General features: G+C 61.3%; 20 protein-coding genes. 6 read left to right on the top strand and 14 right to left on the bottom strand.

Annotated features, from left to right (window positions below; genetic code table 11):
- Positions 1 to 42: 42 nt before the first annotated feature.
- From RRH01S_RS12780 to murA, 9 genes are all read right to left on the bottom strand, one after another.
- The gene (locus RRH01S_RS12780; protein ID WP_034516458.1) at positions 43 to 1,158 is read right to left on the bottom strand and encodes an anhydro-N-acetylmuramic acid kinase; all 1,116 of its coding nucleotides are present in this window, start codon (positions 1,156 to 1,158) and stop codon (positions 43 to 45) included.
- A 10-nt stretch (positions 1,159 to 1,168) separates the two neighbouring features.
- Positions 1,169 to 2,188 (bottom strand): serine hydrolase domain-containing protein, encoded by a 1,020-nt coding sequence (locus RRH01S_RS12775; RefSeq protein WP_034516460.1) that lies wholly within the window; start codon positions 2,186 to 2,188, stop codon positions 1,169 to 1,171.
- Positions 2,189 to 2,211: 23 nt separating this feature from the next.
- A complete protein-coding gene (locus RRH01S_RS12770; protein WP_037222300.1) occupies positions 2,212 to 3,954 on the bottom strand; it encodes an ABC transporter ATP-binding protein in 1,743 nt (580 codons plus the stop codon).
- Positions 3,951 to 4,790 carry an ABC transporter permease gene (locus tag RRH01S_RS12765; protein ID WP_034516465.1) on the bottom strand — a complete coding sequence of 280 codons (840 nt, stop codon included), beginning with the start codon at positions 4,788 to 4,790 and terminating at the stop codon, positions 3,951 to 3,953. Before RRH01S_RS12765 ends, RRH01S_RS12770 begins: the two co-directional genes overlap by 4 nt.
- A complete protein-coding gene (locus RRH01S_RS12760) occupies positions 4,790 to 5,749 on the bottom strand; it encodes an ABC transporter permease (RefSeq protein WP_034516466.1) in 960 nt (319 codons plus the stop codon). The genes RRH01S_RS12765 and RRH01S_RS12760 overlap by 1 nt, the downstream gene beginning before the upstream one ends.
- Positions 5,750 to 5,776: 27 nt before the next feature.
- Complete coding sequence (locus tag RRH01S_RS12755; RefSeq protein WP_034516468.1) at positions 5,777 to 7,297, bottom strand: ABC transporter substrate-binding protein; 1,521 nt, start codon at positions 7,295 to 7,297, stop codon at positions 5,777 to 5,779.
- 67 nt (positions 7,298 to 7,364) lie between these two features.
- A complete protein-coding gene (gene murQ / locus RRH01S_RS12750; RefSeq protein ID WP_012650312.1) occupies positions 7,365 to 8,288 on the bottom strand; it encodes an N-acetylmuramic acid 6-phosphate etherase in 924 nt (307 codons plus the stop codon).
- Positions 8,289 to 8,561: 273 nt separating this feature from the next.
- Entirely contained in the window at positions 8,562 to 9,452 is an 891-nt protein-coding gene (locus tag RRH01S_RS12740; RefSeq protein ID WP_034516471.1) for a glucosamine kinase nucleotide-binding domain-containing protein, read from the bottom strand.
- Positions 9,449 to 10,705 (bottom strand): UDP-N-acetylglucosamine 1-carboxyvinyltransferase, encoded by a 1,257-nt coding sequence (murA, locus tag RRH01S_RS12735; RefSeq protein WP_034516821.1) that lies wholly within the window; start codon positions 10,703 to 10,705, stop codon positions 9,449 to 9,451. The genes RRH01S_RS12740 and murA overlap by 4 nt, the downstream gene beginning before the upstream one ends.
- A 239-nt stretch (positions 10,706 to 10,944) precedes the next feature.
- Between murA and RRH01S_RS12730 the strand changes: the two genes are divergently transcribed.
- Positions 10,945 to 11,805, top strand: a complete 861-nt coding sequence (locus tag RRH01S_RS12730) for a MurR/RpiR family transcriptional regulator (RefSeq protein ID WP_012650309.1) — start codon at positions 10,945 to 10,947, stop codon at positions 11,803 to 11,805.
- Positions 11,806 to 11,915: 110 nt separating this feature from the next.
- Positions 11,916 to 12,692 (top strand): SDR family oxidoreductase, encoded by a 777-nt coding sequence (locus RRH01S_RS12725; RefSeq protein ID WP_034516473.1) that lies wholly within the window; start codon positions 11,916 to 11,918, stop codon positions 12,690 to 12,692.
- Positions 12,693 to 12,714: 22 nt separating this feature from the next.
- On the opposite strand, the gene nadC is transcribed toward RRH01S_RS12725, so the two are convergent.
- The 4 genes from nadC to RRH01S_RS12705 form a co-directional block, all read right to left on the bottom strand.
- Positions 12,715 to 13,572, bottom strand: coding sequence for a carboxylating nicotinate-nucleotide diphosphorylase (nadC, locus tag RRH01S_RS12720; RefSeq protein ID WP_034516475.1), 858 nt, complete (start codon positions 13,570 to 13,572; stop codon positions 12,715 to 12,717).
- Between the two features lies 1 nt (position 13,573).
- Positions 13,574 to 15,115 (bottom strand): L-aspartate oxidase, encoded by a 1,542-nt coding sequence (locus tag RRH01S_RS12715; RefSeq protein ID WP_034516478.1) that lies wholly within the window; start codon positions 15,113 to 15,115, stop codon positions 13,574 to 13,576.
- Positions 15,112 to 16,083, bottom strand: a complete 972-nt coding sequence (gene nadA / locus RRH01S_RS12710) for a quinolinate synthase NadA (protein ID WP_034516480.1) — start codon at positions 16,081 to 16,083, stop codon at positions 15,112 to 15,114. The genes RRH01S_RS12715 and nadA overlap by 4 nt, the downstream gene beginning before the upstream one ends.
- A gap of 69 nt (positions 16,084 to 16,152) precedes the next feature.
- On the bottom strand, positions 16,153 to 17,055 hold the full coding sequence (locus RRH01S_RS12705) for an NUDIX hydrolase (protein WP_034516482.1): 903 nt from the start codon (positions 17,053 to 17,055) through the stop codon (positions 16,153 to 16,155).
- Positions 17,056 to 17,301: 246 nt separating this feature from the next.
- Between RRH01S_RS12705 and RRH01S_RS12700 the strand changes: the two genes are divergently transcribed.
- Positions 17,302 to 17,838 (top strand): SMI1/KNR4 family protein, encoded by a 537-nt coding sequence (locus tag RRH01S_RS12700; protein WP_034516485.1) that lies wholly within the window; start codon positions 17,302 to 17,304, stop codon positions 17,836 to 17,838.
- A gap of 31 nt (positions 17,839 to 17,869) precedes the next feature.
- On the opposite strand, the gene RRH01S_RS12695 is transcribed toward RRH01S_RS12700, so the two are convergent.
- Positions 17,870 to 18,562, bottom strand: a complete 693-nt coding sequence (locus RRH01S_RS12695) for a GntR family transcriptional regulator (protein ID WP_034516486.1) — start codon at positions 18,560 to 18,562, stop codon at positions 17,870 to 17,872.
- Between the two features lie 132 nt (positions 18,563 to 18,694).
- On the opposite strand from RRH01S_RS12695, the gene RRH01S_RS12690 reads away from it, so the two are divergent.
- The 3 genes from RRH01S_RS12690 to RRH01S_RS12680 are packed head-to-tail and all read left to right on the top strand — an operon-like array spanning position 18,695 to position 21,439.
- Positions 18,695 to 19,699: an ABC transporter substrate-binding protein gene (locus RRH01S_RS12690; protein WP_080705430.1), complete on the top strand. Its 1,005-nt coding sequence runs from the start codon at positions 18,695 to 18,697 to the stop codon at positions 19,697 to 19,699.
- Between the two features lie 54 nt (positions 19,700 to 19,753).
- Positions 19,754 to 20,572, top strand: a complete 819-nt coding sequence (locus tag RRH01S_RS12685) for an ABC transporter ATP-binding protein (RefSeq protein WP_042471993.1) — start codon at positions 19,754 to 19,756, stop codon at positions 20,570 to 20,572.
- Positions 20,573 to 20,575: 3 nt separating this feature from the next.
- Positions 20,576 to 21,439 carry an ABC transporter permease gene (locus RRH01S_RS12680; RefSeq protein WP_042471989.1) on the top strand — a complete coding sequence of 288 codons (864 nt, stop codon included), beginning with the start codon at positions 20,576 to 20,578 and terminating at the stop codon, positions 21,437 to 21,439.
- Positions 21,440 to 21,462 lie beyond the last annotated feature (23 nt).

Below are 21,462 nucleotides of genomic sequence, written 5' to 3'. Positions count from 1 at the left end.
TGACGAAAACCGTAAAGGCTGCAATGGCGACGGCGATACAATCTATTCGGCGAGACGGCCGCCGCGCATCGGCGCGGGCGCACCCGTCGTGCCAGGGAAGCTGATCGGAAGGCCCCGAAGTACGCGCACGGCCAGGAACGCAAAGCATTCGGCTTCGACGGCATCGCCGCGCCAACCAAACATTTCGGCACCGATCGGCGTTACACCGGCATGCGTCTCGAGCATCGACATGATCGTCGGATTGTGGCGGCCACCACCGCTCACCACCAGCTTTTTCGGGCGGCGTGGCAGCAGATCCAGCGCTTTACCGACGGCGGAGGCTGTAAAAGCGGAGAGCGTTGCCGCTCCATCCTCGACACTGAGCCCATCGGCCATGGAGGCACCGAAGTCGAAGCGATCCAGCGATTTCGGATAGGGAGCGCTGAGATAGGGATGCTCCAGCAGCTTGGCGAGCCGGGTTTCGTCCACCGTACCCGCCCGGCCGAGTGCACCATCCCTGTCCATCTCACCAAGTCCATGGGATTTGATGAAGTCATTGAGCGGCGCATTGGCCGGCCCGGTGTCGAAGGCGACGAAATTGCCCTCACCGTCCGACCAGGTGATGTTGGCGACGCCGCCGAGATTGAGGATGGCGGTATCGTCGCCGGTGCCCGCACTGCGCAGCAAAGCGGTGTGATAGGCGGCGGCCAGCGGAGCACCTTGTCCGCCTGCTCGCACATCGGCGGAGCGGAAATCATAGGCGACCTTCGTGCCAAGGATGGAATGCATCAACTCACCATCGCCGAGCTGGCGTGTATCGCCGAGGCGACCTTTCTGCGGGGCGCGATGCAGCACGGTCTGGCCATGGAAGCCGACGACGCCGATATCGGCCATGGTCAGACCAAAGCCTTCGACAAGTTCCTTGACCGCCGCCGATTGGGCGCGCGTCAATGCCTCCTCGGCCTCCTTGAAGATGGCCGGCTCTGGCCCGTTGAAATTCCACACCCTTGCCTGCGCCAAGGTCTCTTCCAGCAGCCGCCTGATCCAATCCGGATAGGGCGCCAGCGCATAGGGGCCGAATTCGGCGATCCGCTCGCCGTCCGTCTTGATCAAGGCGACATCGATATTGCCGTCGAGAACGGTTCCGGTCATCAGACCCACTGCCCAGATTGGTTCCATGATCAAGCTCCTAAACTCTATTGACGAGATCGCCGACGCTCTGTCGAAGCATCAGTATCCCGCTGTCGAAATGGCGTGTCGGATGAATGCGGTTGGTGAGCAGGGTCCAGGCCCTGCCCTTGTCGAAATCGATCCAGAGGCCGGTGCCGGTAAAGCCGGTATGGCCGATCGTACCCGGCGAGCATAGCTTGCCGCCGGACCAGTCATCATAGGGACGCTCCCAGCCATGGGTGCGCGTCGCCGACAGAGGCGTCTGCATCAGGGCGATCGAGTGCTTGGCGGCACCGGTGCCAGTCAGCAATCCCTCGGCAAAATCGAGAACCGAGGCGACCGTTCCGAACAGGCCGGCATGCCCGGCGCCTTCCAGCGCCGAGCAATTGTCGTCATGGACTTCACCCGAGAGCACGCGATGTCGCCAGGTGCAGTCTTCCGTGGCGGCGGCCTGATCGGGCAGGGCTGAAAAGGCAAAGCCGGGACCGGCGTCCATAGCGCGGATCGTCTGCCCGGTCAGGCGCTCCAATGCGAAGCCGAGCAGAATGAAGTTGATGTCGGAATAGACAGGCGGACCGGACCGCCACTCGCGCTGCAGGATGAAGGCACGCAGCAGATCGGGGCTTTGGCCATAGGTATAGAGCGGCGCGACGGCGGGAAACGGCGTCTGGTGGCCGAGGCACTCGCGGAAAGTCACCTTCCGCTCCCAGGCGTTCGCATCATATTGGCGCAGGTCCGGCAACAGCGAGGTCAGCGGCGCATCGAGATCGATCGTGCCTGCCTCCGCCAAAGCCAGAATGCGCGGTGTGGTGAAGATGACCTTGGTCAGCGAGGCCAGATCGAACCATGTGTCGGTCAGCATCGGCCGCGTGACCGGAACCTTCTGCGCGGAGCCGACAGCACGGACCATACGGCCGCCACCGAGATCGACAATGCCGAGCACGCCGCCGGGAATACGTCCGGCCGCAACGGCGGCTTCGACAGGGGCGAATGCCCGGTCGAAACGTTGTGCGAAGTCCGCTTTCCCCGCTGCCGTCATGTCCCCTCCTCGCCGCATCTTTCTCAAGCTTCCGCCTGGGCCATATGATCCGCAGCGAACCGGTGCCATTCGGGCGCGGCCGGCTCGAAACCGAGCGGGCGGACCAGAGACGGAACCTGGCGCGTATCCAGCGCGAAATTCTCCCGCCGGCGCTCAACCGTCGGAACAGCCGAGATCAGCCGCCTGGTATAGGAATGCTTCGGCTCAGACAGCACCGAAGCGGCATCGCCGATCTCGACGATCTCTCCGGCATAGATCACGGCGATCCTGTGCGCAATCCGCTCGACGACCGCCATGTCATGCGAGATGAACAGGTAAGCGAGACGATACTCGCGCTGCAATTCAATCAACAGGTCGAGGACCTGCGCCTGAACAGAGACATCCAGCGCCGAAACGGCTTCGTCCAGCACCAGAACGGACGGATTGAGCATCAGCGCCCGCGCGATGCACAGCCTCTGGCGTTGCCCGCCCGAGAACTCATGCGGATAGCGCTCAAGACTGTTTTCGGGCAGGCCGACGCGTTTCAACAGCATGGCCATCCTGTCGCGCGCCTCCCCGGAAGCCCGGCCAACGGCCGCGATCACGGGCTCCGCCAGGATACTGTCGACACGAAGCCGGGGATTGAGCGAGGCATAGGGGTTCTGGAACACCATCTGCACGGCGCTCGTCCGATCCGCCGTCTTTCCACCCTTCGCCGTAAACGTACCGCGTGTCGATTTCACCAATCCGAGGATCGCTCGCGCCGTCGTGGATTTGCCCGAGCCACTTTCACCGACGATCGCCAGCGTTTCGCCGGGTAGCAGATCGAAATCGACACCTTCGACCGCATGCACTGCGCCGGTCGGACGGCGAAAGAAACTGCCCGATACAGGAAAACGAACGGTCAGTCCCTCGACCTTTAATGCCGGCGTAGGCGCAGCCACCACGTCGCGACTAAAATCCGAGCGCGCCGCACGGCCAGCCGAAAAGTGCGGGACGGAATGAAGGAGGTGCTGCGTATAGGGATGCGTGGGCCTGTCGAGGATCTGGTTCAGCTCACCCCGCTCGACCGCCTGACCGGCCTGCATCACCATGACCTTGTCGGCAATGCCGGCAACGAGGCCGATATCGTGGGTGATGAAGATCATCGACATGCCGGTCTCGCGCTTCAGTTCAGCCAGAAGCGCCATGATCTGCGCCTGCACGGTCACATCGAGCGCCGTCGTCGGTTCGTCGGCAATCAGCAGGCGCGGATTGCAGGCAAGTACGGTCGCGATCATCACCCGCTGCAGCATGCCGCCGGAGAGTTGGTTCGGGCAATATTTCAGACGCCGCGCGGCGTCAGGGATACGAACGCGATCCAGTGCGTCCTTTGCAGCCGCTCTCGCCTGCCGGCCGGTCAACCCGCGATGCAGGCGGAAGGACTCCTCGATCTGTGTGCCGATGGTCAGCACCGGATTGAGCGAGGTCATCGGCTCCTGAAAGATCATGCCAATCTCGGCACCACGGATCTTCGTCAGCTCCGCTTCCGACGCCGTCGTCAGGTCGAGAATGCTGTTGTCGGCACGCTTCAGCCTGATCGAACCGCCGACAATGCGACCACCACCGAAGTCGACGAGGCGATTGATCGACAGTGCGGTGACCGATTTGCCCGAACCGCTCTCGCCGACGATGGCCAGCGTCTCGCCGGCGGCAAGATCGAAGCTGACACTGCGAACGATCTTGTTGGCTTCCGGATTACGTCCGAAACCGACATCCAGATTGGAGACGGAAAGCAAAAGGCTCACGGACTTGTCCTCCGCATTTTCGGATCGAGAATATCGCGCAACGCGTCGCCGAGCAGATTGAAGCCGAGGATGCTGATCATGATGGTGATGGCGGGGAAGATCAGCAACCAGGGTGCTGTTTCCATCAGGTTGCGGCTGTCGCTCAGCATCAGCCCGAGCGAAGACGCCGGCGGCTGCGTGCCAAGGCCGAGGAAGCTCAAGCCGGCCTCGGTCAGAAGCGACCAGGCCAGCGCCAGCGTGATCTGCACCGTCAGCGGCGCGACGAGATTGAGCAGCAAGTGCCACGTCAGGATATAGCGCTTGCTGCTGCCGAAGGTGCGGGCGGCATCGACGAAATCGCGCGCTTTCAACGATAGCGCCGGCCCGCGCACGACGCGGGTGAAGATCGGGGTATAGACGATGGCGATGGCCGCGACGCTGGTCCAGGTGCCGGGGCCGACGATGGCGATGATCAGGAGGGCGAGGAGGATGGCCGGAAATGCCAGAAGCACATCCATCATCCGCATGATCACCCCATCCCAGCGCTTTCCGAACCAGGCGGCGGTCAAACCCAGCACTGTGCCGATCAGGCTCGCGAGCGCAACCGAGAGGAAGGCGACGGTGAAGGATTCGCCGATGCCGTTCATCAACCGGCTTGCGACATCGCGACCGAAGAGATCGGTGCCCATCCAGTAGACGGTGCTCGGCGAATGCAGGCGGTCGATCCGATTCTGGATCAGCGGATTGTGCGGCGTCAGCCCCAGCATGCCGAGCACGGCAAGCGCGAAAAAGATCAGGACGATGACGCCGCCGATGCGGCCGCTCGTGTGCCCGAAAATGGCCCTGACGATACGCATCAACCCTCCCCCAGACGAACGCGCGGATCGAGCGCGACATAGGCGAGGTCAACGAGAAGATTGACGACCATGAAGTTGAAGGCAATGAACAAGACGCTGCCCTGCACCAGCGCGTAGTCGCGCTGCAGGATGGCATCGAGCACCATGCGTCCAAGGCCTGGAAGCGCGTAGATCTGCTCGACCAGAACAGCTCCGCCGAGCAGATAGCCGAACTCGACACCGCTCAGCGTCACCACCGGAATGAGCGCGTTCGGCAGCGCATGCCGCCAGATGACGCCGCGCGCCGGCACGCCGCGGCTGCGGGCGGTGCGGACATAATCATCGCTCAGAACATCGAGCATGGCCGAGCGCACGACGCGCGTAACCGAGGCCGCGAAGGCAAAGCCGAGCGTCAGCGCCGGCAGGATCATCTGGCCGAGATTGCCGAGCGGATCCTGCCAGATCGGCGTGAACGCGCCCATGGTCGGCAGCACGCCGAAGCCCGCCGAGAGCGCATAGATGATAAGAAGGCCAAGCACGAAATTCGGCGTGGACTGTCCGACCATGGCGGCGATACGCACCAGAAGATCGGACAGTTTCCCATTTCGCGTCGCGGCGAAGACGCCCGCCGGCAGGCCGATCAGGAGCGCAATGACCATGGAGAGCAGGGCAAGCTCAAGGGTCAGCGGAAACCGCTCGAGAATGATATCGAGCACCGGCTTGCCGTAGGTGACAGAGAGGCCGAGATTTCCCTGCAGCAAGCCGAACAGCCAGCGCCAGTACTGGACGAACCATGATTGGTCGATGCCGAAATAGGCGGAAAGCGCCTGCCGCTGCTCCGGCGTCAGCAGGCCCGCATTGGTTCCCAGCATCGCGGTGATCGCGTCGCCCGGCACCAGCCGGATGGCGATGAATACGAGGACGGACACACCCAACATGATCAGCGGGAATGTCATCAGCCGGCGCGCCAGATACCCCATGAAACGTCCTCTAGGTCAGGCTTTCCATCACTGGATGGAGACTTTGCTGAGACCGAAGAGAGAGCCCGTCGGCGTCGGCACGAAGCCCTGAACGTTTTTCTGCTCGGCCGTGTAGCCATAGGCGGTATAGAGCCAGATCCACGGCGACACCTCGGCGATGTGCTTTTCGAAATCGGCAAAGATCGCCTTGCGTTTGGCCGGATCGGTCTCGACGCGACCCTTCTGCATCAGGCTATCAAGCGTGTCGTCGATATAGTTCGCCACTTTCTGCAGGTTGCCGGTCTTCGTCCAGTAGCGGTTATACATCGTATAGGGGTCGGCGCTGCCGCCATTGAGCGCGACGGCCATGTCGAAATTGCCCTTCAGCCACGCGTCGACATAGACGTTGAGCTCCATCACCTTGATGTCGAGCTTGATGCCGATCTCGGCGAGCTGCGACTGGATAACCTGGGCTTCGGCCGTTGCGGTCGGCGGCTCGCCGGTCGCGGCGATCACGGTTGCCGAAAAGCCATCCGCAAAACCGGCGTCGGCCATCAGCTTCTTGGCTTTTTCGATATCGCGCTTGTAGCAGAAGAGCTGGCTCGGATCGGTCGCGTAGAGCGGCATGGTCAGCGGTCCCGTCACCTTGCCCTCGCCGAGCGCCGCCGTATCCATCACATCCTGCCGACCGATGGCGCAGGAGATCGCCTGCCGTACGGCGAGCTGGTCCATCGGCTTGTGCGAAGGGTTGAGCTGCAGGACGTTGTAGGAGAGCCCGGGCGTCCGGGTTAGCTGCAGCTTCGGCTCCTTGGGAACGAGCGTCGCCACCAGCGGGTCGTTCAGCAGCGCGAAATCGATCTGGCCCGTACGCAGCGACGCCAGGATCGCCGTCTCGTCTGGAAGGACGCTGATATCGATCCCGTCGACACCGACCGCGCCACCGGCCCAGGCTTTGTTGGCGCTCAGGACTTCCTTGGAATTGGGAACCCAGCTGTCGAGCTTGAAGGGACCGGAGCCGATCGCCTTCGTGCCGATCGAGCCGGCGGTGATTTCGCTGGCCGGAACGATAGAGGCGTTGAGGCTGGTCATCGCCGTGAGGATCGGAACGTCTGGCTGCGACAGATGGAAGACGACGGTCGTCGTGTCAGGCGTATCGATGCTGGCGATCGAGAGGAAATTAGCGCGAGCGACAGCGGCGGTCACCTGATCGAGAATGCGCTGGAACGACGCTTTCACGTCGGCCGAAGTGACCGCAGCGCCGTTCTGAAACTTGGCATTCGCGTTGAGCTTGAAGGTCAGCTCCTTGCCGTCGGGCGAAAACTGCCAGCTGTCGGCAATGGCCGGTACGATCTGCAGATTGCCGTCGAGCCGGACGAGCGGCTCATAGATCAGCTCCAGCAAACGGATCGAGGAAAAGGCAGTCTGCTTGTGCGGATCGAGCCCGGTTGCATCTTGCGACCATGCCATGCGCAGCGTCGCTGCATGTGCTTGCGCCGATATGGCCGCGATGCCGAGACCGGCCGCCAGTGCGACGCAGGACATCAGCCTGCCTGGAAAATACCTTTTCATTCTTTTTGCCCCCTGAGCTTGTTACCCCAGCCGATTTTGGCCATTTCTTTATGATCGCGATATCACTTCATGCAGTCTTCGCACTGATCGCCTTGCGCAGAAAGCCACCAGCGTTTTGCAACGCCGCGCGGGCTTCTTCAATGCCCATTCCGGTAATTTCCATGAGAATGGCGAGTTTGACGTCATTGCCCGTCTGGTCGAGCACGCGGCGCGCATCCGCCTGTGTGCAACCCGTCGCCTGCATGACGATCCTGATGGCGCGGGCGACCAGCTTCTTGTTGCTCGCATGCACGTCGACCATCAGGTTCTGATAGCTCTTGCCGATGCGGATCATGCTCGCCGTCGTCAGCATATTGAGAATGAGCTTCTGCGCCGTACCCGACTTCAGCCGTGTCGATCCCGTCAGGATTTCCGGTCCAACGACGGGAGAAATCGCCAGGTCGGCAATGCCGGCAATGATGGAATTGGGATTGCAGGAGAGCGCGATGGTGACAGCGCCAATGCTCTTCGCATAGTTCAGTCCGCCGATGACGTAGGGCGTGCGGCCGCTGACAGCGATGCCGACCACGACATCGGTGGAGGTCAGTTTGATATCCTGCAAAGCCTGACGGCCCTGTTCCGGATCATCTTCTGCGCCCTCGATCGAGTTCTGCAATGCCTCTGGGCCACCAGCAATCAGGCCGATCACCATGTCGGACGGCACGCTGAAGGTCGGCGGGCATTCGGATGCATCGAGAACGCCAAGCCGGCCACTGGTGCCGGCACCCATATAGATCAACCGGCCACCCTTCTGGAAGGCAGCGACGATCTGGTTCACGGCAGCGGCGATCGCTGGAATGACCTTTTCGACCGCCGTCGGAACGGTCTGGTCCTCGTAGTTGATTTCGCGCAGGATATCGAAGGTCGGCAGCAGATCGATATGCATCGTGTTCGGATTGCGACCCTCGGAAACCAACTGCTCCAGTTCGGATATCAATCTCTGTTCTGTCATGAGCCTGTTCTCGAAACTATGCGTCGATATCAATGGATCAGGGATGGCGAGCTCGATCGATAGCGATCGGACCAACCGCAGCAGCCGTCAAATTTTCAACGCAACAAAACGCTCGACATCAGCTCAGGCGGCCGGCCTCTTCGGCTTCGTTTTCCGCCCATTCCCTGTTTACCTTCGTTAAGATTATGTCCATTTATTCCTTTCGTCAATTGCAAAAGGAATAAAATATTCCAAATCTAATGTGAGAAATCCGGCGAGAAACGTACCGTTCTTTCAATGGCTGGAGGACGACTTCCTGGCGAGAATGATGGCGCCCGAGACGGCATCGCCATCGATGGGCTTGAGGCGGCGGCGGACATCCGGCGCCAACCACGGCTCGAGCGGGCTGGAGAGACCACCGAGTAGGGAGACGCGCGGAGCGCCCTTGTCGAAGAGCGTACGGATCAGCGTATCGATATGCTCGGCCGCATTCTGGACGATCCGTCGCCCGGCGGCATCTCCCTGATCGGCGTGGCGCATGACCATGGGCGCCAGCGCCGCATAGTCTGTAGCGGAAGCGCGATCCATCCAGGCAACCGCTTCCATCGGATCGTGCTGGAACCGCTGCATAATCTCGGCCAACAGCGCCGTCTTTTCGTAACGGCCATCATGGGCACGCAGCGCGAGCTGTACGGCCTTCAGCCCGAGATAGGCGCCACTGCCCTCGTCCGAGATCGGAAAGCCGTAGCCACCGACCCGTAGTTGCCGCCCCTTGACGAGACCGAGACCAATCGACCCCGTTCCGGCAATGACGATTGCACCATCACGCCCTAAATGGGCGCCAAGGCAGGCACCCTCGCCGTCGCTGACGAAATCGATGCTGGCAAAGGGATGTTTTATGGCCCGCAGCGCCTCAAGCGCGCCCTTGCGCCCGATCCCGGCAAGTCCGACGCCGGCATGAATCCGCCTGATCTCGTCCGGCCCCAGACCCGCTTCCTCGATCGCCGCACCAAAGGCCCTTGCGATCGATGCCCAGGCCTCCTCAATGCCGAGCCGCGTGGTTGCGGGGCCGGATAGCCCCTGCCCCAACACGCTTCCTTCCGCATCCTCGATCCTTGCGCGACAACCGGTGCCACCGCCGTCGATGCCGAGGAAATAGTACGTGCCATCAGTCTCGGCGCTCATGACGTCAGCCGCTCGATGTCTGCGCCACAAAGGCGAAGCTTGCGATCCAGTTGCTCATAGCCGCGGTCGAGATGGTAGACGCGGTTGACGATGGTTTCGCCTTCCGACACCAGCGCCGCCAGCACCAGCGAGACGGAGGCACGCAGATCGGTCGCCATCACCTGAGCGCCTCGCAAAGGCGTTCCGCCGCGCACCAATGCCGTCGTGCCCTGCAATTTGATATTCGCGCCAAGGCGGATCAACTCCGGCACATGCATGAAGCGGTTTTCGAAGACCGTCTCGCGGAACAACGACGCGCCCTCGGCGCAGCAGGCGAGCGCCATGAACTGCGCCTGCAGGTCTGTCGGAAAGCCCGGATAGGGTTCTGTGGTGATATCGGCGCCCCTGAGCGGGCCATCCCTAGACACCACAAGGCCGCGGTCGCTCGGCCAGATGCTGACGCCCATGGCTTCCAGCATCTGCACGACGGAGGCCAGGTTCTCGAGCCGGGCATGGATCAGTTCGAGCTGTCCGCCGGTAATGGCCGCGGCAACGGCATAGGTGCCGGCTTCGATCCGGTCGGGTATGCTGTGATGCTTTGCAGGACGCCAGCTCGTGTCGCCGTCGATCAGGATGCGATGCGTACCGGCGCCCTCGATCTTTGCCCCCATGGCACTGAGACAGGCAGCGAGGTCGGCCACCTCCGGCTCGCGCGCCGCATTCAGGATCTCCGTCTCGCCCTTGGCGGCGCAAGCGGCCATCATCGCAGTTTCGGTCGCGCCGACGGAAGGGGAACTAAGAACGATCCGCGCACCCTTCAGCCCCTTTGGAGCAGACGCGACGATCAGCCCGTTCTCGATGGCGATATCGGCTCCCAACGTCGCCAGCGCCTTGATATGCATGTCGACCGGCCGCGCACCGATGGCGCAGCCACCGGGCAGGGACACGCGGGCGTGGCCGAAGCGCGCCAGCAGCGGCGCAAGCACCAGCACCGTCGCCCGCATTCGCCTCACTGTGTCGTAGGAGGTTTCCTTCGAAACAATGGCGCTCGCATCGATCGTGGTGCCGTGTGCTGAACGGGTCACGATAGCCCCATGAAGCGAGATGACGCCGAGCATGTTCTCGACATCGGTCACGGCCGGCAGGTTCGTCAATTCCAGTGGATGCGGGCTCAGCAGCGCCGCCGCGATCTGCGGCAAGGCGGCATTCTTGGCGCCGGCAATCGTCACCGCGCCCTGCAGCCGTCGTCCACCCGATATCCGCAATCTGTCCATGATATGAAACCCGCCGAAGAAAGGGGCGAAGGAGCCGACGATAGTGCGTCCGACTCTCATTTAAGACTATTCGGTCATTCCATCATGTCAATGTTGTTTGGAATTTTTTATTCCAACCGTTTTATGATAACCTCGGCGGACAGTTGATCGAAAGCGTGGTTGTCCGCTCTCGGCAAATCCTATCTTTGTGTCTCAACCGTATCGACGCATGAACCGGCCTCCATGGCCTGAAGGGGCGGATGTCTATCTTAAAGAAAATCAGCGCGAAGCTTGAGGTCATGGCGCCGGCAGATCGCCAGATTGGGCAGTTCATCGTCGAAAATCCCGACCAGATGCTGCGCCTGTCATCCGCAGCCCTTGCCGCCGAGACCGGCCGCAGCCAGTCGAGCGTCGTCAAATTCAGCCAGAAGCTCGGCTATGCCGGTTATCAGGAGCTGAAGCTTGCCGTCAGCGAGGCCAAGGCGCAGGAATGGCAGGCCCCGGCCGGCATGATCCACGGCACGATCGAAGTGGACGACGGCTATCTGACGATCCTGCAGAAATTGCTCGGCAGCAAACTGCAGGCAATGCAGCAGACCATCGCTGTCAACAACGAGCTGGATATCGGGAGAGCGCTGAAGGCACTGCACGAGGCCCGGCGCATTCATCTCGCCGGCGTCGGCGCATCCTCGCTGGTCGCCCGCGACTTTTCCTACAAGCTGATGAAACTCGGGCGCATCGTCCTGCATGACAGCGACAGTCATGTGCAGATGGCCAATGCCTCGACGCTCGGCCCAGACGACCTGCTTTTCGCCCTCTCCTATTCCGGCGCCAGCATCGAGACCTTGCGAATTGCCGAACTCGCCAGCCAGCGCGATGCGACCGTCATCGCCGTCACCGGCCTCCAGGATAATCCCCTGACCCGCGTCGCCGATATCCGCCTTTACACCGTCGGCGACGAAGATCGCGTCCGCTCCTCGGCGATCACGGCGCGCGATGCGCAGTTGATGCTGACCGACCTACTGTTCATCCTGCTGGTGCAAAGGCAGCCTGACGCCCATGACTATGTCCACAACAGCGAAGCGGCCGTCTCGGTGCTAAAGGCTAAGCACCTGTCCTAGCCGCGACGGACTCCGGTAAACAGGTCGTGACGAAAGCGATACGATCTGTACTCCGCTGTCGCCAAGACATAGCTTCCTGCTCCCATTGCAATCCATGCGGAGAGAATCAAATGGACCTCGGTCTCGCCAATAAAGTCGCCCTGGTTACCGGTGGCTCGAAGGGTATCGGCTATGCCTGCGCCCACCTGTTTTTGTCCGAGGGTGCGCGGGTCGGCATCTGCTCGCGAGCACAAGCCAATATCGACAAGGCGCTGTCCGGCCTGCCCGGCGCCCATGGCTATGCCGCTGATCTGACCTCCGACATACAAGCCCTTGATGTCGTCGACAGGATCGAGAACGAAATCGGCCCCATCGATATTCTCGTCAACAGCGCCGGCGCCGCGACGCGAACACCGGCTTCTGACCTCACGCCTGCAGCCTGGCGTGCCGCGATGGATGCGAAGTATTTTTCCTATATCAACGTACTCGATCCCGTCATCAAGCGCATGGCCGCGCGCGGTTCCGGCACCATCGTCAACATCATCGGCAATGGCGGCAAGATCGCCTCCCCGGTCCATCTTGCCGGTGGCGCCGCCAACGCGGCACTGATGCTCGCAAGCGTCGGGCTTGCCAATGCCTATGCCAGCCAGGGCGTGCGTGTCGTCGGCCTCAATCCGGGCCTGACGGAGACGGACCGGGTTGCTGAGGGTTTGAAGGCATCCGCGAAACTTGCAGGCTCGACCGAGGAAGAGGCGCTGGCCGATGCGCTGAAGCGCATCCCGATCGGCCGCATGGCAAGACCGGACGACATCGCCAATGTCGTCGCCTTCCTGAGTTCATCCAAGGCGAGCTACGTCACTGGCGTCGTCATCAGCATGGATGGAGCGCAGGTTCCGACCATAGTCTAACGGCACAGACAGTCGGCCAAGTCTATGCGACCGATTGCCAATCGAGGCCGATATCGAGCGTCGGGGCGCTATGCGTCAACCAGCCGACGGAGATGAGATCGACGCCGGATGCGGCGATGGCGGCAGCGGTTGCCGGCGTGATGCGGCCCGATGCCTCCGTGATCGCCCGGCCGGCAACGATGCCCACTGCGTCGCGAAGCTGATCGGGCGTCATATTGTCGAGCAGCACGGCGTCGACACCCTCCTCCATGGCGTCGCGAAGCTGGTCGAGCGTGTCCACCTCAACCTCGATCTTGACCATATGGCCGACACCGGCCTTGGCCCGGCGGATCGCCTCGGCGACACCGCCCGCTATCGCCACATGATTGTCCTTGATCAGCACGGCATCATGGAGCGCAAAGCGATGGTTCATGCCACCGCCGGCCCGCACTGCATATTTCTCCAACGCCCGCAGCCCCGGCGTCGTCTTGCGGGTACAGACGATCGACGCCTTCGTGCCATTGATCGCCTCGACAATACCGGCCGTGACCGAAGCAATGCCGGAGAGATGACCCAGGAAATTCAGCGCCGTCCGCTCGGCCGTCAGCAGGCCACGAGATGGACCTTCGATCGTTGCGATCACGTCGCCAGCCGCGACCTTGGCGCCGTCGTGAACATGGCGGGTCATGACGATGCTGGGGTCGACGAGCTGAAACGCCAACTCCGAGGCATCCAGACCGGCAACTACGCCTGGCTGACGCGCCACCATGGCAACAGTGGAGCAATGATCCTCGGGAATGACGGCTGCAGAGGTAATATCGCCGGCAAGGCCAAGATCTTCCAGGAGGGCGTTGCGGACCAGCGGCTCGACAATGAGGCGCGGAAGAGAAACGAGGGGCATGTCAGGCGCTCCTGGCGAAGGAATAGGGAATAACGGATCGGGCGATGTCCACAGCATCGGTGAGGCGCATCATCCGACGCTGCGCCTGTTGCTGCTTCAAGGGGAAATCCGTGCGCGCATGGGCGCCGCGCGATTCCGTGCGCAGGCTGGCGAAGACGGCGATCAGCAATGCCACGATAGCCGGATCGGCTGCCGCACTGTCGCTTTCGGCAAGCGGCAGCAGGGTGGCGATCGCCCCATGGATGGCACCGGCGTTGCGAAGCACGCCGAGATGCCGCGACACAATCGGACGAACGAGGGAAGCATCTGGAGCCGCCAGGCGCGAATCCTCCGAGAGCGGGGCTGTCGGGCGCGTCGGCACGCTGCCAATGTCTTGCGCTGTGCGCATGCCCATGACGGCAGCCTCCAGCAATGAATTGCTGGCGAGCCGATTGGCACCATGCAGGCCCGTCGAGGCTGCCTCTCCCGCCACCCAGAGACCGGGGACGGAGCTGCGGCCATTTCCATCCGTCGCGACACCGCCCATGTGATAGTGAACCGCCGGACGCACGGGAATGAGCTCACAGGATGGATCGATACCCGCCTCCCGGCAGAGCGCATCAATCACCGGAAAGCGGGCGGTGAAACGGGGGCCGAGCACTTCGCGGGCGTCGAGAAAGACGCCGCCGCCCCGGGCGATTTCCGCGCTGATGGCGCGGGCAACGACATCGCGTGAGGCCAGTTCCGCGCCGGCAACCTGCGCCATGAAGCGCTCGCCCTTCTCATTGACAAGCAAGGCCCCCTCGCCCCGCACGGCCTCGCTGACCAGCGCCAGCGGCCTGCGGCGGGAATCGAGCGCGGTCGGGTGGAACTGAACGAATTCCATATCGGCCAGAAGCACCCCGGCTCTTGCGGCAAGTGCAATGCCTTGGCCGAAGTTGCCTATCGGATTGGTCGTTGCATCGAAGAGACCGCCGATGCCGCCCGTCGCCAGAAGCACCCTGGATGTCGGCAGGATCACCAACCCTTTTGGCGTTGCGCAGAGCAGGCCGCTGATCTGCCCTCCGTCCAGAAGCAACCGGCGAGCCTCGTATCCCTCCAACACGGTGATCGACGGTGTGCGGGCGACAGCCTCAACCAGCGCGCGGACAATCGCAGCACCCGAACCATCGCCCTCGGCATGAACGATGCGGCGGCGCGAATGCGCGGCCTCAAGGCCGAGCGACAGGCTGCCTTCGCTATTCCGATCGAAGCGGACGCCCGACCGTTCCAGCGACGCAATCGCCGCCGCTGCTTCGGCGATAATACTCGCGGCGACGATCGGATCGCAAAGCCCGTCGCCGGCAGCAAGTGTGTCGGCAAGATGCAGCTCCACGCTATCGTCGGCTCCCATGGCGGCGGCGATGCCGCCCTGCGCCCAGGCACTCGATGTCTCCCCGCCGAGAGCCGCGCGGGTGACAATGACCGTGGGCTGCGGCGCCAAGGTCAGCGCCGCCATCAGCCCGGCAAGACCGCTGCCGACGATAACGACGCGGCCCGAAAGATTGTGAAGAATCTCGGTCATATCGCCAACATCCTTTCCACCGAGCGGCGTGCGGCAACGGCAATCGCCGGGTCGACCGTGACTTCGTGCCGGTTTTCCTCAAGCGCCTTGCGGATATTGCCGAGCGTGATGCGCTTCATATGCGGGCAGAGATTACAGGGCCGGATAAACTCGACATTCGGGTGATGCACGGCAACATTATCGCTCATCGAACATTCGGTGAGGAGCACCACGCGCGCCGGCTGCCTGTTGCCGACATAATCCGACATGACGGCGGTGGAGCCGGCAAAGTCTGCTTCTTTCACGACATCAGGCGGACATTCCGGATGGGCAAGCACCGTTACGCCGGGATAGTTTTCGCGAAGCTGGCGTATGTCGTCGGCGGTGAAAAGCTCGTGCACCTCGCAATGCCCATGCCAGGCGATGATCTCGACATTGGTCTCGCGCGCCACGTTCTGCGCCAGATATTCGTCGGGTATCATCAGCACCTTGGGAACGCCGAGTGATTCCACGACCTGCTTGGCGTTGCCCGACGTGCAGCAGATGTCGGAGGCCGCCTTCACCGCAGCGGATGTGTTGACGTAAGTGATGATGGGAACGCCGGGATGGGCCTGGCGCAGTAGTGCAATGTCTTCCGGCGTGATCGAGTCCGCAAGAGAACAGCCGGCAGCCATGTCCGGGATCAGCACGGTCTTTTCCGGATTGAGCAGCTTGGCGGTCTCAGCCATGAAATGCACGCCGGCGAGCACGATGATATCGGCATCCACATCGATCGCCTTGCGGGCAAGCGCCAAGCTGTCTCCGACAATATCGGCAACGCCGTGGAAGATCTCCGGCGTCTGGTAGTTATGCGCGAGGATGACAGCGTTGCGGCGGCGCTTCAGCTCGAGGATAGCCTCGACATCGTCCTGAAACGTCATCCATTCGGCTTTGGGAATGACGCGGCTGACGCGATCATAGAGGGAGGATGCGGATACGGAGGAATTCATGACCGGCTCCTTATTATACTCACCTTGAGCATATTATGCGCAAATAGATATTCTCGATATGAGCATATGTCAATTGCGGGAGAGCGGTAATTTCGTTCCGGCGAGTTCGCGTTCTTCGAGGATGGCATGCCGGAAGCGAAAAAGCTTGGCCGGACGGCCGCCCGTCTCGCTTTCGGTTCCGCCCGTTTCCTCCACCAGATCCTGCTGCTCGATGAGGCGACGAAAATTCTGCTTGTGCAGCGTCAGCCCCGCCAGCGCCTCGACGGTGCGTTGTAGTTGCAGGAGGGTAAAACTCTCCGGCATGAGCTCGAAGACGACGGGGCGATATTTGATCTTGACCCTCAGCCGCGCCATGCCGGTTGCGAGGATGCGCCGATGATCGGCAAACATCGGGCGGCCAAACCGGGCCGGCGGCGCGCATCCCGCCTCCTGAACCAGGCCAGCCTCATAAAGAAGCTCGTAGCGCTGCAGGACGAGGTCTTCATTCCAGGCTGCACCATTAAGCCCGAAGGCATAGTCGGCGCGGCGGCGCCGCGGATCGCATTTGCCGCCATCGCTGTCGATCCAATCACTCAGTCGAGCGGCAATATCGTCAATGATGGCCGGACGGCCGTTGCGGTGATCTTCCCATGGGAAATATTCGTACCAGCCATGCCAACCCGACAGGCCGGTACCCGAAGCGGCCTGCTCACGCACGAGGCCGAGATAGCTGATCGAGATTGTTCGCCCGCCCAGGATCTCGTTGTTCCGGTCGCGGTCGGCAAAGGTATAGAGTTGCTCGAGATAGCCGACCGGATGCGCCGTCTGTTCCTGCACCCATTCGCGAAGCCCGCTTTGCAGCGTCCGGTGCCCGAGCTCGAATGGTCCGGATGGCAGGGTTTCGCCGGAGCGCACTGTCATAACCCGCGGCTCGTGGCCGGTGACAGCCGTCAAAACCGCGATCAATTCAGCGTGCGCAAGCCCTATGGTCAAGGAATCTCCATATATTGTTTCAACCTGCACTTTTGTCGCATGAAGAATGGCTGATGCCAATGCAGCCTGCGCGACGAGAACGTCCGTCGATGATTTTCATGGCGCGAATGGACAGTTCGGCATTGAGGCTTCGCATTATCATGCCTACAATTTTGAACGACAAAAGCTGGTATTGCCACCGTTCCAACCAGATTAACATCGGTGCACGCGCGCAATCCCCAATCCAGCCAGTGAGGATCGAGAAAAATGACGCAACCATTCGAAGATTTCGATCTCTCGGGCTTTTGGGACGACAGTGAATTCGCCCGTAAAGAATATCTTGATGAGCCGTTGACCGACAATCTTGTTTCCTCCGTTGAGATGCAATTGGGTTACAAGCTTCCATCCGCCTACGTCGCGCTGATGCGTCAGAAGAATGGGGGCATGCCTGTTCGCAGAGAACACAGGACTTCATCACCCACATCCTGGGCAACTGATCACATCGCGGTCACCGGAATTTTCGGTATTGGACACGCAAAGGGGTCTTTGGCCAGCAGCATGGGAAGTCAGTTCTGGATAGACGACTGGGATTATCCACCCATAGGGGTATATTTTTGCGATAGCCCATCTGCCGGACATGACATGTTATGCCTTGACTATCGGGAGTGCGGACCGGCAGGTGAGCCAAAGGTTGTGCATGTGGATGAGGCATTCGATTATCGTATTACAATGGTCGCCCAGAACTTTGAGACCTTCATCAAAGGTCTAACACTAGAATTTTCGTCCGCCAAATCCGACGAGTAGCCGCCCAGCTGCCTGTTTGATTGCCACCACCCTATCGGCGGACATAGTCCGGATATTGTTCGCAAATCAGATCAATGATCGACAGCGTGCCAGAGAGATGTTTGCGCAGGGCCGCAACCGCCAATTCCGCATCGCCCGACCGCACGGCATCGACAACGGCGCGATGGTCGGCCATGACCTGTTGCAGCTTGCCCGGCATCGGCAGGTTCAGTCGGCGCAGCCGGTCGAGATGAACGCTCTGGCGGCGAACGGTTGCCCAAAGCCCCAATATGCCAACCCTCTCGAAGAGAACGCGGTGAAAATCCTTGTCGAGCGAATCGAAGAAATCGTAGGTCTCGGGCGACATGACATGCTCTTGCCGGGCCAGAACATGCTCCAGTTCTGCAGCCGTCTCCGCCGGCGTTTCGGCTGTCAGACGGCGGATAGCCTCGAGTTCGATCGACAATCTCAGGAAATGCGCCTCCCGGGCGTTGCCGATATCGATCCTGGAGACGACGGTGGCATATTGCGGATAGACCTCGACTAACCCCTCCTCTTCCAGCCGGATCAAGGCGTCGCGAACCGGCGTCTGGCTGACGTTGAATTCGCTCTGCAGCGAGATCCGCGACAATACCGTCGTCGGCGGCAGGCTCATCGAAAGAATACGCGACCTCAGGATTTCCAGGATCTGCGGCGCGACCTGGCGCGAACGGTCCAGGGCGAATTCTTTCGGGTTCACTTTCACGCGGCCACCTTCCTCATCGAAAAACTCAGCCCATTAAACACAATTTGGGGCTTGATGCACTGATACATTAGTGCTTTAGTCTGTCCATGCCAACGCAATCTCATGCGTTTGGATCATTTTTGGGAGGAAATGATGAGAGCTTTTCTTCGCGGCCTGACCGCGACCTGTCTCGTGCTTGCCAGCGCCTTGTCCGCCGGCGCCGCCGAAAAGACGGATATTTCCATCACCCGCCAACCGGGCATCCTTTATCTCGTCAGTCACGTCATGGAGACGCAGAAGCTGATCGAGAAGCGAGCTGAGGCCGACGGTCTGGTTGGCGTCAAAGTCGACTGGCGCACCTTCAGCGGCGGCGGCGCGCAGACCGACGCGCTGCTTGCCGGCAATGTCGATATCGTCAATACCGGCACCGGCAACCTGCTGCTGCTCTGGGACCGCACCAGAGGTAAGGTCAAGGGCATCGTCACCAACTCCGCCCAGCCGGTCATCATGGTGTCGCGCGACCCGCGCATCAAATCCCTGAAAGACATCCAGCCGGGCGACAGGATCGCCGTGCCGACCGTCGGCGTTTCGACGCAGGCAATCCTGCTGCAGATGGCCGCCGCCCAGATGTATGGCGATGATCAGGTGCACAAGTTCGACTCAAACACGGTACAGCTCGGCCATCCCGATGCGATGGCGGCGCTTGCCAACCAGAACCATGAGGTAAAGAGCCATTTCTCGGCGCCACCTTTCCAATATCTGGAACTGAAGCAGCCGGACCTTCATGAGGTCGTCAACTCACGCGACATCATCGGCGGCGAGCTGACCCAGGGCACCTTCTTCACAACGACGCAATTCGCCGAGGCCAATCCGACGATCATCAAGGCTGTACGCCAGGCGACAGCCGACGCTATCGAGGTGATCAAGAAGGATCCGAAGACCGCCGTCGAAGCCTATAAGACTGTCAGCGGCGACAAGACCAGCGTCGACGATCTGCTCGCGATCCTGAACCAGCCGCACATGATGGAATTCCGCATGGACCCACAGGGAACCATGAAGTTCGCGGCGCATCTCCACAAGGTCGGAACCTTGAAGACGATGCCGAAGGCCTGGACGGATTACTATCTGCCCGAAGCCGCCGATCTCAACGGCAATTGATCCAGGAAGGCGGCGCGAATGCCGCCTCCTGATCCAATTCTTGGAGGAGCCTTCATGCTTCAGGCAAAAATCGCAGCCGATCCGACAACGACCCAAACGGCCATCGCCGGTACGCCGCTCTTGAACGTCGACAAGGTGACGCTTCGCTACAAGACGCCCAACCTTTTGATCACCGCCACCGAGGACGTCAGCTTTTCCGTCGAGACATCCGATCGTTTCGTGCTGCTCGGACCCTCCGGTTGCGGAAAATCGACCTTGCTGAAGGCGATCGGCGGTTATCTGACGCCGACGAGCGGCCGCATCGAGATCAAGGGGCAGCTGGTCAAGAAGCCGGGCGCCGACCGGATGATGGTGTTTCAGGAGTTCGACCAGCTGTTGCCCTGGAAGACCGTCCTCGAAAACGTCATGTTTCCGCTGACGACCGCGCGCCGCCTGCCTCGCGCCGAGGCCGAAGCGATCGCTCGCGACTATATCGACAAGGTGAAGCTCACCCGCGCCGTAGACACCTATCCGCACATGCTTTCAGGCGGCATGAAGCAGCGCGTGGCGATTGCGCGCGGCATGGCCATGCAGCCCGATATCCTGCTGATGGACGAGCCCTTTGCCGCACTCGACGCCCTGACCCGCCGGCAGATGCAGGACGAGCTTCTCCAACTTTGGGAAGATACGCGCTTCACCGTCATCTTCGTCACGCATTCGATCGCCGAGGCGATCAAGATCTCCAACCGCGTCCTGTTACTGTCGCCGCATCCCGGCCGCGTGAAGGCCGAGGTTCGCAATGTCGAATCCGTCCGCAACGATACGGCAGCGGCCGCCAAGCTGGAGCAGGAAATTCATCACATGCTGTTTGCCGAAGCCGGACATAGGGAATAGGTCATGAGCGCACCGCAGATCATTCTTGCAGCCGATGCGGCCGATTCCGCCAACCACATCGCCGCCGTCGAACAAAAGCTCGGCGCCCTTGAGCTCCTTTGGCAGTCGAGTTTCTTCCGCAAATCGCTGCTGATCGTAATTCTCGCCATCATCTGGGAAGTCTACGCGCAGCACCTCGACAATCCGCTGCTGTTTCCGACGCTCAGCGACACACTGAGCGCGCTCTATGATCGCTTCGCGGACGGCGTTCTGCCCGAGCGCATTTGGACGACGCTGAAAGTGCTGATAACCGGCTATGTGACGGGGACCGTGCTGGCTGCCATTTTGACCGTCGTGGCGATCAACACCCGCATCGGCACCGATTTTCTCGAAACCATGACGGCGATGTTCAATCCGCTGCCGGCGATCTCGCTGCTGCCGCTTGCCCTCATCTGGTTCGGACTGGGGCCGGCAAGCCTCGTCTTCGTGCTGGTGCATTCCGTGCTCTGGGCAGTTGCGCTGAACACTCATGCCGGCTTTCTCGGCGTGTCGCGCACGCTGCGCATGGTCGGCGCGAATTATGGGCTGACCGGGCTTTCCTATGTGTTCCGCATCCTGATCCCCGCCGCCTTTCCGTCGATCCTGACGGGGTTGAAGATCGGCTGGGCCTTCTCCTGGCGCACACTGATCGCCGCCGAACTCGTCTTCGGCGTCTCCTCCGGCCAGGGCGGACTTGGATGGTTCATCTTTGAAAACCGCAACCTTCTCGACATACCCGCGGTTTTCGCAGGCCTGCTGACGGTTATCGTTATTGGGCTTATTGTCGAGAACCTGGTGTTCCAGACAATCGAGCGCCGGACCCTGCTGAAGTGGGGCATGAAAGAATGACCCGACGCGCGGATTTATCTCTT

Origin of the sequence: Rhizobium rhizogenes NBRC 13257 (assembly GCF_000696095.1) — a bacterium.
Lineage (GTDB): Bacteria > Pseudomonadota > Alphaproteobacteria > Rhizobiales > Rhizobiaceae > Rhizobium > Rhizobium rhizogenes.
Note: the sequence above shows the minus strand (reverse complement) of the source record. Positions and strands in the feature narration are given on the sequence as shown.

Excerpts from the sequence above, each read along its gene's own strand:
- RRH01S_RS12780 (WP_034516458.1), bottom strand. The coding sequence starts at position 1,158 with ATGGAACCAATCTGGGCAGTGGGTCTGATGACCGGAACCGTTCTCGAC.
- RRH01S_RS12775 (WP_034516460.1), bottom strand. The coding sequence starts at position 2,188 with ATGACGGCAGCGGGGAAAGCGGACTTCGCACAACGTTTCGACCGGGCA.
- RRH01S_RS12765 (WP_034516465.1), bottom strand. The coding sequence starts at position 4,790 with ATGCGTATCGTCAGGGCCATTTTCGGGCACACGAGCGGCCGCATCGGC.
- RRH01S_RS12760 (WP_034516466.1), bottom strand. The coding sequence starts at position 5,749 with ATGGGGTATCTGGCGCGCCGGCTGATGACATTCCCGCTGATCATGTTG.
- RRH01S_RS12755 (WP_034516468.1), bottom strand. The coding sequence starts at position 7,297 with ATGAAAAGGTATTTTCCAGGCAGGCTGATGTCCTGCGTCGCACTGGCG.
- murQ (WP_012650312.1), bottom strand. The coding sequence starts at position 8,288 with ATGACAGAACAGAGATTGATATCCGAACTGGAGCAGTTGGTTTCCGAG.
- RRH01S_RS12740 (WP_034516471.1), bottom strand. The coding sequence starts at position 9,452 with ATGAGCGCCGAGACTGATGGCACGTACTATTTCCTCGGCATCGACGGC.
- murA (WP_034516821.1), bottom strand. The coding sequence starts at position 10,705 with ATGGACAGATTGCGGATATCGGGTGGACGACGGCTGCAGGGCGCGGTG.
- RRH01S_RS12730 (WP_012650309.1), top strand. The coding sequence starts at position 10,945 with ATGTCTATCTTAAAGAAAATCAGCGCGAAGCTTGAGGTCATGGCGCCG.
- RRH01S_RS12725 (WP_034516473.1), top strand. The coding sequence starts at position 11,916 with ATGGACCTCGGTCTCGCCAATAAAGTCGCCCTGGTTACCGGTGGCTCG.
- nadC (WP_034516475.1), bottom strand. The coding sequence starts at position 13,572 with ATGCCCCTCGTTTCTCTTCCGCGCCTCATTGTCGAGCCGCTGGTCCGC.
- RRH01S_RS12715 (WP_034516478.1), bottom strand. The coding sequence starts at position 15,115 with ATGACCGAGATTCTTCACAATCTTTCGGGCCGCGTCGTTATCGTCGGC.
- nadA (WP_034516480.1), bottom strand. The coding sequence starts at position 16,083 with ATGAATTCCTCCGTATCCGCATCCTCCCTCTATGATCGCGTCAGCCGC.
- RRH01S_RS12700 (WP_034516485.1), top strand. The coding sequence starts at position 17,302 with ATGACGCAACCATTCGAAGATTTCGATCTCTCGGGCTTTTGGGACGAC.
- RRH01S_RS12690 (WP_080705430.1), top strand. The coding sequence starts at position 18,695 with ATGAGAGCTTTTCTTCGCGGCCTGACCGCGACCTGTCTCGTGCTTGCC.
- RRH01S_RS12685 (WP_042471993.1), top strand. The coding sequence starts at position 19,754 with ATGCTTCAGGCAAAAATCGCAGCCGATCCGACAACGACCCAAACGGCC.
- RRH01S_RS12680 (WP_042471989.1), top strand. The coding sequence starts at position 20,576 with ATGAGCGCACCGCAGATCATTCTTGCAGCCGATGCGGCCGATTCCGCC.